The organism is Eubacterium sp. MSJ-33 (assembly GCF_022174665.1).
Classification (GTDB): Bacteria; Bacillota; Clostridia; order Lachnospirales; family Lachnospiraceae; genus Coprococcus_C.
In genome coordinates this window covers 123061-137226 of the sequence record NZ_CP076562.1, presented here as the reverse complement: position 1 = coordinate 137226, position 14166 = coordinate 123061, and the positions used below count along the sequence as shown (strand labels likewise).

14 protein-coding genes and 1 pseudogene are annotated in these 14166 nt (G+C 38.5%); 2 read left to right on the top strand and 13 right to left on the bottom strand.

The window, feature by feature from the left end:
- Nucleotides 1-93: 93 nt before the first annotated feature.
- The 3 genes from KP625_RS00605 to KP625_RS00595 are packed head-to-tail and all read right to left on the bottom strand — an operon-like array spanning nt 94 to nt 3375.
- On the bottom strand, nt 94-1323 hold the full coding sequence (locus KP625_RS00605) for a DUF4129 domain-containing protein (protein WP_238298646.1): 1230 nt from the start codon (nt 1321-1323) through the stop codon (nt 94-96).
- Nucleotides 1313-2434 carry a DUF58 domain-containing protein gene (locus KP625_RS00600; protein ID WP_238298644.1) on the bottom strand — a complete coding sequence of 374 codons (1122 nt, stop codon included), beginning with the start codon at nt 2432-2434 and terminating at the stop codon, nt 1313-1315. The genes KP625_RS00605 and KP625_RS00600 overlap by 11 nt, the downstream gene beginning before the upstream one ends.
- Entirely contained in the window at nt 2431-3375 is a 945-nt protein-coding gene (locus KP625_RS00595; protein ID WP_238298642.1) for an AAA family ATPase, read from the bottom strand. The genes KP625_RS00600 and KP625_RS00595 overlap by 4 nt, the downstream gene beginning before the upstream one ends.
- A 139-nt stretch (nt 3376-3514) precedes the next feature.
- On the opposite strand from KP625_RS00595, the gene KP625_RS00590 reads away from it, so the two are divergent.
- Nucleotides 3515-5818, top strand: coding sequence for a clostripain-related cysteine peptidase (locus KP625_RS00590; RefSeq protein WP_238298640.1), 2304 nt, complete (start codon nt 3515-3517; stop codon nt 5816-5818).
- A gap of 218 nt (nt 5819-6036) precedes the next feature.
- Here the strand turns inward: KP625_RS00590 and KP625_RS00585 are convergent, their stop codons facing one another.
- From KP625_RS00585 to KP625_RS00545, 9 genes and pseudogenes are all read right to left on the bottom strand, one after another.
- The gene (locus KP625_RS00585; protein WP_238298638.1) at nt 6037-7374 is read right to left on the bottom strand and encodes an IS4 family transposase; all 1338 of its coding nucleotides are present in this window, start codon (nt 7372-7374) and stop codon (nt 6037-6039) included.
- Nucleotides 7375-7553: 179 nt separating this feature from the next.
- Nucleotides 7554-8318 (bottom strand): hypothetical protein, encoded by a 765-nt coding sequence (locus KP625_RS00580; RefSeq protein WP_238298636.1) that lies wholly within the window; start codon nt 8316-8318, stop codon nt 7554-7556.
- Between the two features lie 197 nt (nt 8319-8515).
- Nucleotides 8516-8692: pseudogene (locus KP625_RS00575) on the bottom strand (YebC/PmpR family DNA-binding transcriptional regulator); the annotation flags it as partial.
- 150 nt (nt 8693-8842) lie between these two features.
- Entirely contained in the window at nt 8843-9949 is a 1107-nt protein-coding gene (locus KP625_RS00570) for a helix-turn-helix transcriptional regulator (RefSeq protein ID WP_238298635.1), read from the bottom strand.
- Between the two features lie 57 nt (nt 9950-10006).
- The gene (locus KP625_RS00565) at nt 10007-10429 is read right to left on the bottom strand and encodes a hypothetical protein (RefSeq protein WP_238298633.1); all 423 of its coding nucleotides are present in this window, start codon (nt 10427-10429) and stop codon (nt 10007-10009) included.
- Nucleotides 10426-11004 carry an NUMOD4 domain-containing protein gene (locus tag KP625_RS00560; RefSeq protein ID WP_238298631.1) on the bottom strand — a complete coding sequence of 193 codons (579 nt, stop codon included), beginning with the start codon at nt 11002-11004 and terminating at the stop codon, nt 10426-10428. Before KP625_RS00560 ends, KP625_RS00565 begins: the two co-directional genes overlap by 4 nt.
- Before the next feature lie 96 nt (nt 11005-11100).
- Nucleotides 11101-11304, bottom strand: a complete 204-nt coding sequence (locus KP625_RS00555; RefSeq protein WP_238298629.1) for a hypothetical protein — start codon at nt 11302-11304, stop codon at nt 11101-11103.
- A gap of 336 nt (nt 11305-11640) precedes the next feature.
- Nucleotides 11641-12201: a recombinase family protein gene (locus KP625_RS00550; RefSeq protein WP_238298627.1), complete on the bottom strand. Its 561-nt coding sequence runs from the start codon at nt 12199-12201 to the stop codon at nt 11641-11643.
- 230 nt (nt 12202-12431) lie between these two features.
- On the bottom strand, nt 12432-13127 hold the full coding sequence (locus KP625_RS00545) for a hypothetical protein (RefSeq protein ID WP_238298625.1): 696 nt from the start codon (nt 13125-13127) through the stop codon (nt 12432-12434).
- A 95-nt stretch (nt 13128-13222) separates the two neighbouring features.
- Between KP625_RS00545 and KP625_RS00540 the strand changes: the two genes are divergently transcribed.
- Nucleotides 13223-13447 carry a helix-turn-helix domain-containing protein gene (locus tag KP625_RS00540; RefSeq protein ID WP_238298623.1) on the top strand — a complete coding sequence of 75 codons (225 nt, stop codon included), beginning with the start codon at nt 13223-13225 and terminating at the stop codon, nt 13445-13447.
- 40 nt (nt 13448-13487) lie between these two features.
- On the opposite strand, the gene KP625_RS00535 is transcribed toward KP625_RS00540, so the two are convergent.
- The gene (locus tag KP625_RS00535; protein ID WP_238298622.1) at nt 13488-14144 is read right to left on the bottom strand and encodes a hypothetical protein; all 657 of its coding nucleotides are present in this window, start codon (nt 14142-14144) and stop codon (nt 13488-13490) included.
- Nucleotides 14145-14166 lie beyond the last annotated feature (22 nt).

Sequence of the window (14166 nt, the reverse complement as noted above, 5' to 3'; positions counted from 1 at the left end):
AAAAGTCTCGTAACAAAGTTATTTTAATTTTAGCATAAGCACTCTGATTATTCAATCCATTTTGTACCACAATATGCTAAAATCCGTCTTTTCCTACTTTCCTGCCAACCGGCGTATCTTCTGAAGCATTGCACGGTCTACGTCCGAATTTCCATACCGTATTTCTTCATAACAAGCCGTAAGTTCTGTTACATCCGTCAGATCTTTCCTTTGCAATTCATCCTGAATTTCACGGCTTGTCTCCGTCTGTTTCAGCGTAATGTCATAACGATACCTCTCAATATAATCCTTATAATATTTTCTTGCCCGCCAATCGCGCGACATGATAAGACGGTCCTTCTTTTTACGCTGTTTTTTCTCCTCGTCTGTTTTTTGTGCCGGCACCAATTCTATCTGATCCGACGATATCACACGTTTCGTCATAAGAAAACGAACCAGTCTTGCGAGAATTTTATATAACAGATATATTCCAATCGCAATCAGGCACACATATAATACCGGCATCAGCATCTGACCGATTGAATGCATACGCTCCGGCATATTTCCATCTGCATTCTCATCATAATCACTTGCACCCGGATCTCCGTTCTTAAACCAGCGTCCAATAAACTCAAAAATTGCACCAAATATCATCGCTACGATCCGTATGACCGCAAGCATCGCATCCCATACCAAAGCAACCAGCTTCTGAAATCCCAGCAATTCTCCAAGGCCTAACCCAAGTATTAAAACTATGATAATAGCGCCGACCATAATCGTATTCACGGACAGTATCTGCCGCAGCGGCATCTTTGATACATGGCCCGCAGCGTCCAGATAATGCTCCATTCCGTCTGTGTATACAATTGCCAGATACAGCAGCAGCAAAACAAGCGTTGTAATATATGCATAGATCTGCAATCCCGGCTGCTCCAGATGCCCGCCGACCAGATACGCAGCCAGGCAAAATAAAAATGAATGCCACGGTAATTCATTTTCCCCGCTATACCCACTCTCATTTGTCTTTTTTCGTACGCCTGATATAGATGCAAAGAAAAGATAACACGGAATGATAAAATATACCCATTGCAGTTCTCTTGAGATCGGCAGCAGATAAATCGGAAGCCGCATCAGTAAATGCCCCACAAGCAACACCAGGTAATTTCCCGCTTTTGCTCGCAGAATATACGATATCACGAACCAAACTCCCGTAACCGGAATCAGGTAAAAGTGCGGTGCCTGCTTTGTAAATACCACTTCCACAAATGCAAATGCCAGACTACAGCAAGTCCATTCATAGAGAAGATGAAGCAGCGTTGTTATCTGCAGCAGTTTATACTTCATTCCACTTCACCTCCACCCCATGCATGTAATTTCTCCAGTTTTCTTTATCCTGAATATCATAGTAAGGCACCAGCATCTGCACTGCCATATGATTTTTCTGCATATAATCCAGCTTTACAAGCAGATCATCCTTATAGTATGGCGAGATAACCACATAAGTCACTGTCTCCTCCATATGCGAAAGCTCATCATTTACAATGTTCATAAAACGATCTATTCCTGCATTTCCCATAATTCGAGCCAGATATTTATCTATCGTAACTCCATGTTCCATAGACATCCCTGCTTCCACACGTTCACAATCGCCCGTTGTCTGGTCGATACCGTTCGACAGGATCTCAACAGAAACTTTATTTTTCAAAAAATACTCAGCCACAGTTCCCGCCATACGGATACTCATCTCCTGAAGATTCTCCGTTTTTCCCATCATATTCGTCTCCAGATTAAGCAGAATCCGCACACGCTGTTCCGATGTATATCCATACATATTAACCATAAGCTGTGCCGTTCTTGCTGTCGCTTTCCAGTTGACCTTCCCTATCGTATCGCCATACGCATACTCCCGGATTCCACGAAATGTGTAGGGATCTTCCATACGGTTTCTACGGGTTTCAAGTTCCCCAAGAAGATGCGTGCAAAACATCGACAGTTCCGGCGTATAAACCCGTTCCGGAAGCACATATATCCATGCATTGCCACTTTTACTGTACGCAAAATTCGTTGTCATGAAAAAATCACGTGCGATTACATTCAAATTCGGAATCCCGTACAATCCACGCTTTGATGTCTGAAACGGCAGCGTTCTTGTGATCTTTCGATAACCAAGCACAGAAAACACATCGTTTCTGTAATAACTATCCGTCACAACCGTATTCTCTGTATCTTCAAACTGAAATGAACGATCTGCCGAGAACTTGACATGGAACACCGGCAATGGAAGAATTTTCCCATTATAGATTACTTCCTTCAATGCACTTTTTTCCCCTTCCCGCACATACGGGTCCGCAAATGAAATTGTCACATCCAGATTCCGATTCCACCATACCGCATACAAATGTTTCTGCAATATATATACAAGACTCGCAATCACAAGTGCTACAATCAGACTCACTGCTTCCAATCCTCCACCGGTACTTCCACCATACTGATAATTTCCTGTAATTTTTCCACATTGTCTTTTGCATTTCCATATGTCAAAAGACGGTGTGCCAAAACACATGGAGCAAGCGCCTTGACATCATCCGGTATCACATAGGTTCTTCCCTGCATAGCTGCAAATGCCTGCAAAACACGCACAAGGGCCAGCATAGCACGCGTACTTACCCCTGCCATGATACTTTGATTTTTGCCTGTTTTACTGATAATCTCTACTATATACTCCCGTACACATTGATTGACCGTCACAGTCTTTATCATTTCGCGCATAGCAAGAATCTGTTCCGATGTGCAGACCGGCTGTAATTCCTGCAGCATACTTCCATCCAAAAACGTCTCCATCACCCGAAGCTTTGCTTTCTCATCCAGTTCTCCCATAGACAGTTTCATCATAAATCGATCCACCTGCGCTTCCGGAAGCGGATAGGTTCCGGTTGTCTCTATCGGGTTCTCAGTTGCTATCACAAGGAAAGGTTCTGCAAGCGGCATCGTCTGTCCATCTATCGTCACCTGTTTTTCCTCCATTGCCTCTAGCAGACTCGACTGTGTTCTCGGAGTCGCGCGGTTTATCTCATCCGCCAGTAAGATATTGGTAAAAACCGGGCCTTTTACAAGATGAAACTCTCCATCCTTCTGACTGTATACATTCAATCCGGTAATGTCACTCGGCATCAGATCCGGTGTGAACTGTACCCGTTTCTGTTCCACATCCAAAAGACGTGCCAAAGTCTTTGCAAGTGTTGTCTTACCGCTTCCCGGACGGTCTTCCAGTAATACATGACCTCCTGCTAAAAATGCGGCAAGCATTTTCTCTATCACTGATTCACTGCCAATCACAACTCCGGATGCTTCTGTTATGATCTTCTGTGTTATTTCCCGTACTTCTGTAACTTCCATATATCCTCCCATTGCACCATCTGCACAGTTTGTTTTATTTCATTTTATTTTAGCATAATGTGGTAAAAATGGAAATTTTTTTCACACGAATCACAGGTTGTATGATATAGTTAATTTATTAACTTTCGGGAGGTTCAATATGTTTTGTAATGAGTGCGGACACGCATTAAACGAGAATGGTGTCTGCCCGATATGTGGCTGGCAGGCGTCGCAGAGCAGCCAGCCGGCAAGCGGGCAGCAGATTCCATATAACAACGAATCGGGATATGGTGGGCAGCCAATGTCGTATGGGTACGGACAGCCAACACCATATAATCCTCCGCAATACAGCGGACAACCAAATCCATATCAGAATATGCAGGGAAATGTACCGCCTGCAGCACCACCAAAGACCGTTAAAAAGAAAAGATGGCCTCTGATTGCCGGTATCAGCGGATGTGTGGTAGTTCTCGCAGTTGGAATTGCCCTCATCACCACCAAACGTCCGGTCAAGGATCTGACACAGACAACCGCCGCTGTAACAACGGAGCAACAAACTTCATTTCCTACCACTGAATCTGTAACAACCGAACAACAACCTGTATCATCCGGTTCCAAAACTGTTATGATCTACATGGTTGGCTCGGATCTTGAGAGTGATCATCTGGCAGCTTCCACAGACATTGACGAAATGTTAGATTCCGGTTTTGATGAATCCGCCATGAATGTACTACTCTATACCGGCGGATGCAGAGACTGGCATAACAGCAGCATTCCGGAAAATGCCAACACTATTTTCAAGATTGAGAACGGAAATCTGAAAGAGCTTACTTCCAAGGACGCTTCCAATATGGGAGATCCTGCAAATCTGACCGAATTCTTAAATTATGGATATTCAAACTATCCGGCAGAGCAATATGATCTAATCTTATGGAATCACGGCGGCGGCGCATTCTTCGGATACGGCTACGATGAGACAACCAGTGACAGTCTGACATTGGATGAGCTGCAGCAGGCTTTTACGGACTCTCCTTTCCACGATGAAAATAAGCTGAATCTCATTGGTTTTGATGCCTGCCTGATGGCAAACATTGAAACAGCGCACGCGTTAAGTTCCTACGCAAACTATATGGTTGCCTCGCAGGAACCGGAGCCAGGCTGTGGATGGCATTACAGCTTTCTGGATGACATTGACACCATACAGGATGGTACACAAATCGGACAGGCAATTGTAGATTCTTATATTCAGGAAACAACCGATTACATGAACAGTTTCCCGTTCTCGTACACGCCTGTCTGCCTGTCTGTTCTGGATTTAAGTCAGGTGGGTGCATGTGAAACTGCGCTTAACGACTTATTCGCTGTCGTAAACGATAACTTTGATGAGAGTACCTATGCCCGGTATTCTGCAATTCGGACAAGTGCAAAGGAAATTGCCGCCAGCTATTCCTATGCGGAAGGATCCTATGATGTTGTAGATCTCACGGATTATACTATGCGTATGCAGTCACTGCATCCGGCAGAATCGACTGCACTTTCTAATGCATTAGGCAGCCTCATTGTATATTCACGCGCAAATGAAAAACGGATTAATGGTGTGTCCATCTACCACCCTTATTATACGAAGGAATATGTATCTTCCCTGATTCCTATGTACACGACCTTCGATTTCGCTGATAATTATACTAGTTTCATATCTCGTTTTGCAGGTATGCTGACAGATACAGACGCATTTACGGTTACATGGAATCCAGAGGATCTTGTGCCTGTCATGAATGAGGATTCTACCTTCTCTGTTGACTTAAACAGTGAACAGTCTGCTGCATTGCAGAATGCTTATTTTGTAATAGCCAAGAAAGATCATGAACAGGATGGTATGTATGATCTGGTTGCATTAAGCTCCGCAGTATCCGATGACGGAACCGGAAAAATGACCGCAGATTTTGATGGTCAGATCACTTATATGCAGAATGACACAACAAAAGAGAATTATGAACTGATGTACACCGTGCAGGAAAAAACAGATACCTATACCCGCTATCTTCTCTCCAGTATCCTCTACAATGACGATATTGAAGGAGACGACAGCATGTATGCGTATTTTGTATTAGAAGTATCAGACGAACATCCGGAAGGTCAGATTCTCGGTGCTTATCCAATCGACAATTATATCAATACCGAAGGAAATGAGATCTTCCCGGAGCGATATGAAATCAACATTGATGATTATCAGAATGTAGCATTCGGATATTTCTCCCACCGTTTTACATCGAACGAAGATCTGACGAACTTCAACGAGGCAGACTGGGCAGATCTTATGATCAACTACAGTTCTTTCCCAATCTCCGAAGGCTTCACACCTGTACGGGATGCATTGCTTGTCGGTGAAGAATACTATGGTATGTTCATCTTTGAAGATATGCAGGGAAACCGACATTGTTCAAGTCTCGTACAGATTCAATAATCACATATATGTTATAAATGCATACAAAAATGCGCCAGCTTAACGCCCAATGGCATTAAGTTAAGGCTAATTATGAGAGAAGTTGGTATCTTTTTTGGATACTGACTTCTCTTTTCATTTTCTTGTCACAGATTAAATTCCATACATAAATCAAAAAAATGTACGACAAATAGACAAGAGCAATACCCTTGTCAAAAATTGATACATTTTTCGATATTTTATGCTATTCTATACATGAAGCTTATTGCTTGTTTGACTTTCATTTCTCGTGGTCTTGAGCGCCCGGGGCGAATGGGTAGTACATATCTGGCAATGAGCAGTTCAACATCAGGTGGGTTATTTATACTTAACAGGAAATCACGGCATATATGTACAGCAACAGAAAAGTTGATTTTATATTCATATTTTCTGGAACCCTTTTCTATGACTACGTGCGAGGTAATCAATTCAGAAAAGTTATACATTATTAGCCCTGCGAAAATTTCTTGGAGTATATAGTCCACCTTTTTCGAATGAAAATGAAGTAATCCTATAGTATATTTTAAATCTCTAAAAGATGTTTCAATTCCCCACCTCATGCCGTATAGTTTCTTTAGTTCACCTGAAGGAAATTCTACTGCGTCCAGATTGGTTACTACAACTTCATATGAATTATCTGATATTGGAAAACGTACAATTCTAAATGGTAGATGATACAATACTGCAGGATCTGATTTTTTACTTTTTGACGGCAGATAATCGAACGTACATCTATGTGGTATCCATCGATATGTATTCTTCTGCTGCAATAAATTCTTCATTTCATTTGTCTGTTTCCGAGTTAAATTTAAATCTATATACTCATCAAATTCCTCTGTGTCAGGTAAGTCTAAGCCGTGCAAAATGCCTGTTTTGTACTTGCCAAAATCCTTTACTCGTATAAGGTAGAACCAACCTTTTTCTTGTATATGTGCCATGTTGTTATACGACTCATACCCTCTGTCCGCAGTAACAATGGTCTTTGTGGTAAAATCAGATCTATCAACCATTTCAATTAATGCTTTGTTTTCTCCGGCTTCTTTAGCTTTATAAACTATAGCATCTTCATATGTGTGAGAGAGAAGGTTGTATAAAGCATTCAGGTGAAGGAGATTGTAGGGTTTTACACCTTCTTTTGTTTGAAAAAAAGACGCTTTGTCCCTAGGATTAGTTGCAATTTGAATATCTGAACCATCAATAGCTAAAAGTTTATATCCCCTATAATTATCGCTTCGGGCTGTTTGGGAAGCGAACTCTTGAAAAAGATTTTCCAGTGTAGCTGGTAGGATTTTCTTTCTCTGCTGAACAAATGCTGACGATGTTGCGGTAGTGGTACTGCAACCAAACTGTCGTAATAGTTCGTTCGTTAAAGTGGCCCCCTCCATCGTTAGCAATGACAAAATCATATTTTCATATGGAATTTTCCTATTTCTTGTAAAATTCACATCGGGGTAAGAAACAAGTCCTGTTAAATCCTGCTTCTGCTTATTAATGAGATTCAATAATAAGTCCCTTAATTTCTGTGGGTTCCTATTCATGCGATTTCCTCCTTGTAAATAGATGTTTTCTAATTACAAGAGCCGCTTTAGCTACCTCTCAAAATTCTCAGTAGCTAAAGCGGCCGCATTTTATGACTGATTTGTCAATAGTTTATTGCAAAAAAATCCCACACCACATTTCTGTGATGTGAGATTTCCTTAACTTAATGCCATTGAGCTTAACGCCGGCGCATTTTTTCATATCCAGTCTGACTTCCACTACTGGCAGTCTCCTGATCGTATTTGTCTTTTAATCTGTCTATATCTGATTTGACTCCATGTACATCATAATGTGGTAATTCAAACTTATAACCATTGTCCGCTAAGAAACGATGTGCAACTGAGAATGTAATATCATCAAAATTCGTCATATACCGATTATTGATCTCTTTGACACAACTCTCGATGCTCTCGTACTTACCAGGATCGATCTCTGCAAACACCTGATAAAAAGTGTCAAGGCAAATACTTCTCTGACTCTCAAAATCTGAAGTGACATTCTGCACCGGAAATGCATGCAGATATGCCCTTAACCATGCGGAATCTCCGCGATACCACTGTGAGACGGTATCGTACTTTTGATCCATGTCAAAAATCTCACGTTCCCAGCAGTTTGACATATACGATGCATCCACGATCCGGTCAATCTCCTCATTGGTCAGATACAAATCATACTTCTGATTAAATTTTTGAACAATCTTTCTTCGCTTTGGTACAGCCTTTGTAAGTCCTGTTACCGTGGTTCCGGTATTCGCGGTTGCCGCCTGATTGTAATGCTGCTTATAATAATCATAGTCATTCTGCTTCTGTCTGGCTTTTCCCTTGGCTGATTTTGCAATCAGCCATGCAATAAGCCAAATCGGGGCACCGACAACAGCTATGATTAACGAAACCATCAACAATACGCCAAAACCAGAACTAAAACTCGTCAGACTACTGATCATAAATAGCAAAAAGACGATCAAACCAAATTTGTCGTGCAATTTACTGTATATCTTCGGGTTGTTTCTGCCATACATTCCATACCAAATAAAGAATATAAATAAAAGTGGCATGTTACTCCTTTACCTACTCATCCCTCTTACCAGCTTACGCTGGTAAGAAAGGTCTTCGTAAAAAAATGCTGGCAAGCCGCATTTTTTTACTCATCCCAGTTGTGGTACACGTCCTGGACGTCGTCATCCATTTCAAGCATATCAAGGATGCGGTTCATCTTCTTGATGTCATCCTCCGATGTAAGCTCTACGTAGTTCTGTGGAATCATTGTAACCTCTGCCTCTGCCATTGGGATATTCTCTTTCTCAAGGGCTTCACGTACACCATAACTGAATAGTTTATATAATACACATCTGAGTGATAGTATATCATAACTGAACGTGCAAAACAATCTTCTCAGTGATGAAATACATACAATTTTATTAGAACTTTCTAACGTCTTTCCTACAACTTTTTAACAACTTTTCTACAACTATTCATCATAATTTGATCGAATCTTATCTATAAATTTAACAAACTGATTTCTAACATGTTCTGGTGCTACAATTTCAACCTTATTTCCAAACCCACAAAGCCATCCGAAAAACTGATCGCTTATCTCTACATCTGCAAACACCATAAAATGTGTATCATCTGCTTTTGTGTACACAACCTTTTCGCTTCTTCCAAATCGTTCCACCGCCGTATCTAACAGATAGTTGGTAAATCGAAGTCTCACACGTTCATCTTCTCCTTGGAACATAGAAAACACTCTTTGGGTGTAACTGTTTAGATCAATTTCCGCAAACTGCGCTGCCCCTTCGCGCGGCTGTCCGGTTCGTTTTAGGCTCTTCATTCGATCTACACGATAAGTTCTGGTTGCCTGTGAATCATCATCAAAAGCAAGCAAATAATAGTTTCCATCATTTATAATCAGCTTATACGGACTGACTAAATACCGCGCTCCATGTTTTCTTTCAATCTGCTTATTCAAATCATTGATTGAATATTTCAGATATTGAAAACTTATTTTTTCCGGTACGTGCTTTTCCCCTTCAATTTTTTTACTCATAGCATCATAAATCGTTGATACATTACCAAGCGTAGACTTATTTAATGTTTTTACTCTTGATGTAACAAGTGCATCGGTTCGGATTGTCTCTGCCTGCTTCTCACTCACAAACTCCCGCATAATATCCACTAACCTTTTTGATTCTTCTTGGGATATGTATTTTGATGAATATATGCACTCTGAAATCAAACGTATATCCGATACCTCATAATGTCTTTGCCGTACATAAAATCCCTTTTTATGTTTATCATATATAATTGCTTTTTCTGTGTCATACTCATCTGTTTCAAACGCCTCTTCTGCCTCGTCCAAATCTGCCTCATATTCAATCATATATAAAGCCTTGTTAATCTCATCTATATCTCGATAAATAGACCGTCTTTCAGCATCAATGCCCTTTTCCTGCAAATAAGCAACTATTTCCTGTGCTGTTACAACATTGTTCTCATCAGATTCTTTAAGCAAATATTGATACACCAGATATGGCTTCATCTTTTGGTTTGATCTTCTCCCACTTGTTTCTTTCATAACACACCTCCATACAAAGCCATTCTAGCACTCACAATAGCAAATCTCAAACGTTTATCATTCATCATTGAGAATATCATCTAACAGATTTAATGGTAATTCAATTATTGCTTTTCCAAATGTTCTGCCTATGGCTGTCTCAAACGAATTTGTTTTATTGCGGTTTCCGCTTGTCGCTCCGAAAGCCTCATTGATATTGTCTACAAGTTCTGCTGCCGTATACTGTGACAAATCCGATGCCGCACCTTGTAATTCTCGATTTACTACATCTGCTATTGCTTTTTCTAAACCTGCTCTATTTGCCACGTAACGATCTCGCGTCCGTTCTTTCTTCAAAGAATAAGCAAGATCAGATTTACTTTGCAAAAATGCCTTTGTTAATTCATCCGTGTTTGTGATAACCTCATACCTTCCATTTGTACCACTAACCGCTACACCCGCCGCTCTTCTCAGGTTATTTACATGTCTGCTTACATTCATTCTTCGTTATTCTCCCTTCTCATGTTCTCTTGTTCTAACTGCATATGTATTTTTTTATGTTCCTGTGGTGTACACCACAACAAATTTTCCACCGAATTATTTTTCTTGTTTCTATCCTTGTGATGTAAATTTGTCTGCATTGGTGTTGGTCTATCTAAAAAAGCATAAGCAACCAACCTACTTATCAGCTTTGATTGCTTATGCCCTTCTATCATTAAATCAACTCTTAAATAACCATTCAAATTCAAAGGTTTTAATATTATTGCTTCATATCCCAACATGCTTTTTACTCTGCCTTTATTACTAACATAATATGCCTTTTTCGTTCCTTCAATTTCTCTCCATTCTTCATGTTCTAAATTCTTCACATTATCAATACAATAGTTCTCATTGTATAATAACTGATAAATCAGTTTCAAATTGATTCTTTTATATTTGTTATCTATTGTTTTTAATTTGATGCTTCGTGTATTATTATCAAATTTAAGATATTTGTTTGTCCTGCTGTTATAGATCATATTTTTCTCTCGATCAAAATAATAGTAAGAACAAAAGCTATCATTTATTTTTTCCATTTCACACACTCCTCTCAAAGGAATGTGAAAAATGCAAATTTTTATTTATATGAATTTGCCCTAATATTTATGATTTTTTATAATAAATCCGGCATCTTAATCTAATAAATCAATCGTTAGATTATATAATTTTCTCGCTCTGCTCCATCCAAAATCATAATAATCTGCAAGCCAATTATAAAAAGCAGCTTGCGTTATATCTATTTCAGATGCAAGCATTTTGTAATTATAATCATCATTCAATGCTACTACCATGCGAACCTGTTGTCTTAATTGTCTATTATATAATTTTTTATCCATTTTTCTGTCTCCCCTCTGTTTTCTATAAAAATCTAATGTATTCACGAAATAACAAAAGCCGCATAATAGTTTTTTGATCTATCATGCGGCAGCAGCCTTTATATACCTATTTACCTACGGAGGGTATATTATAGGATTTTTCTATTGTTTCTCTGTATTTTCGTCTTTGGTGGTCTGTGTGTCCTCCAAATAGCGCTCTTGTATTACATTAGATTTTTCTTGTTTTCGCACCTATTCCTGCTTTTCCATAAATATATAATAGCCGATATCATTCAAATTCATTTTTTCTACCCAACTTTCCTATAAAAAGCAAGGCGGCAACGCCGCCCTTTACATCTATACCCCTCTATCTCTCAGTAACTTATCCAATGTAGGTCGGCTTACATTCAAAGCCTCTGCAAACTGTTTCTTATTTATTTTACGTGTCTGATATTCTTTATAATATGATGAAAACTTATCTTCATCAATCGCCTTTACCTGTCTGCCTTTATATTTCCCCTCACGCTTAGCGATCGCAATACCCTCTCTCTGTCTCTCCAAAATCTGCTGTCTTTCAAACTCTGCAATCGCACCAATCATAGTCAACATCAATTTTCCGGTTGGTGTGCTTGTATCTAAATTTTCTTTATTACTTACAAGCTGCACGCCTTTGTTATTCATAGCTTCTACAATTTCAAGCAAATCCTTTGTGCTTCTCGCAAGTCTGCTAAATTCATGTATATATACGGTATCACCTTCCCGCACAAAATCCATCATTGCCTGCAACTGTGGTCTATTGGTGTCTTTTCCACTTACCTTCTCAGTAAACCATTTATCTATCTTATACTTTTCCAAAGCCTCTACTTGGCGGCTCTCATTCTGTTCAACTGTACTTACTCTAACATACGCAACATTCATACTCTTTACACGCTCCTTTGTTTCCTTTTCTATAATATATCATAGTGTAAATTATAATTCAAGCATTTTCTTTACGTTTGGTAAAATAAATCATTTTTATATTTATATTTTACGTTTTTGGAGGCATTTTATGCGTAAAGCTAGATTATACTCTTATTTAACAAAAAACCGACTATCAAAAGCCAGATCAATAATCTAGCATTTGATAGTCGGTACATTGTCACATTTTTTTATTTCAAAGAATTTCCCTGCTCTTGGTAATCGTCCAAATCAATCATAAACATTATAGCAGAACCATCCGTTTGTTTATACATCACACCATCTGTCGAAGTATAACCATATTTTTCATTATCTCCTGTGACAATTTGAATTTCAAAATCATCATATTTCTCATCAAAAGATATAGAATCACTCGCAACCATATATCTTGCAAGCTCATCTATTTCTGCTCCAAAGCTGTTCTGAGCGACATATGCAACTACAATCATATCTGCTTCCGTAGTATTCTCATGTGTAATATATACAATAGTTTTAATATCTAATGATGACGGATTTGATAATTGACTTTTTAATTTCTTTATCATCTTGCTTACATTAGGATAATACGGTCTTATAGCTTCAAAAGATGCATCTTTTTCTGCTTCCTTTTCGGCTTCTTCTTGCTCTTTTAACTCATCCAACTCTTCCCGCGCATTTTTCAGATCAATATAATTTTTCACTTGATTCTTTTGTTTTTCTGTCATTTCAGAATATGTTTTTTCAAGTTTCACAATCATATCCTCATCATCTAAAGTAATGTCGCCCAATGTTTCAATTTTATCTATTGTATCTTGTGCAATAGGATCTATTTCTTCCTCCTTCTTTCCACAACCAACAGAAAACAACATTGTTACTCCAATCAATAAACACAAAATTCTCTTCTTCATGTTTTCCCTCCTCATATTCTTTTGCATTAACCGATATTGGTAAATACTAATATACACCATATGCGGTTAATATTCAAGTAATAGGTGGTGATAAAATGATTCGTTATGATCGATTATGGGAAACCATGAAAGAAAAGGGCGTTTCTCAATATGCTCTTATAAAAAAATATGGGATAAGTCCTGCACAGATCACAAGACTAAAAAGAAATGAAAGTGTTAGCACACATACGATTGATATGTTCTGTGAAATATTACATTGCAACGTGGAGGATATTATGCAATTTCTTCCTTCCTCTGATATAAATAAATCAGACACTTAACACCATATAATTATTATCTTATATCGTGTTAAATGTCTGATTATAAATTTTCTGTTGTTTTTATTTTCTTCTCAACTTCCGCACATATAACATCCATAAATGCTTCAAGTTTTTCTGTATAAAAAATATTTTGTTGCATAATTGCTTTTTTTCTTGGAACACCATTATATTTTTGATACACAATTCCCATCGCCTTTCCGCACTCTTCGCCTTGGTATGTATAATAAAAATATAATCTCCACGCTTCACAATATTTTTCTTTTGTGGTTCTAAAATGTGTACCCTCTTTTGAAAAGTAATAAATGAAATCACAAGAGGCATGATACCATCCAGCTTCTTCTAAATATCCAATCCAATGTCGAATAGTTTGTCTTGAAACCCGCTCATAATTCTTATCTAAATAATCTTGCATTTCCTCATTTGTCAAATTCGGAAATTCATCATCCCCCAAGAAACAATGATAAAAATACAACATTCTATCAAAATCACTTGTTGCAGGGATATTCAATTCTGTGATACAAAATACTTTGAATGAGTTTTTGATTGATTGAATTTTGAATATACATGCGCTTCCGCGCCCTTCAATCTCATATGCCACCTCATACCGATCTAAACATTTTTTCAATGATTGCCTAGAAGCATTTTTATTCAGTTCATTTGCTAATTCATTTATGGTATAGCTTTTTAATTCTAACATAAAACCTCCTTTTTTGAATCAA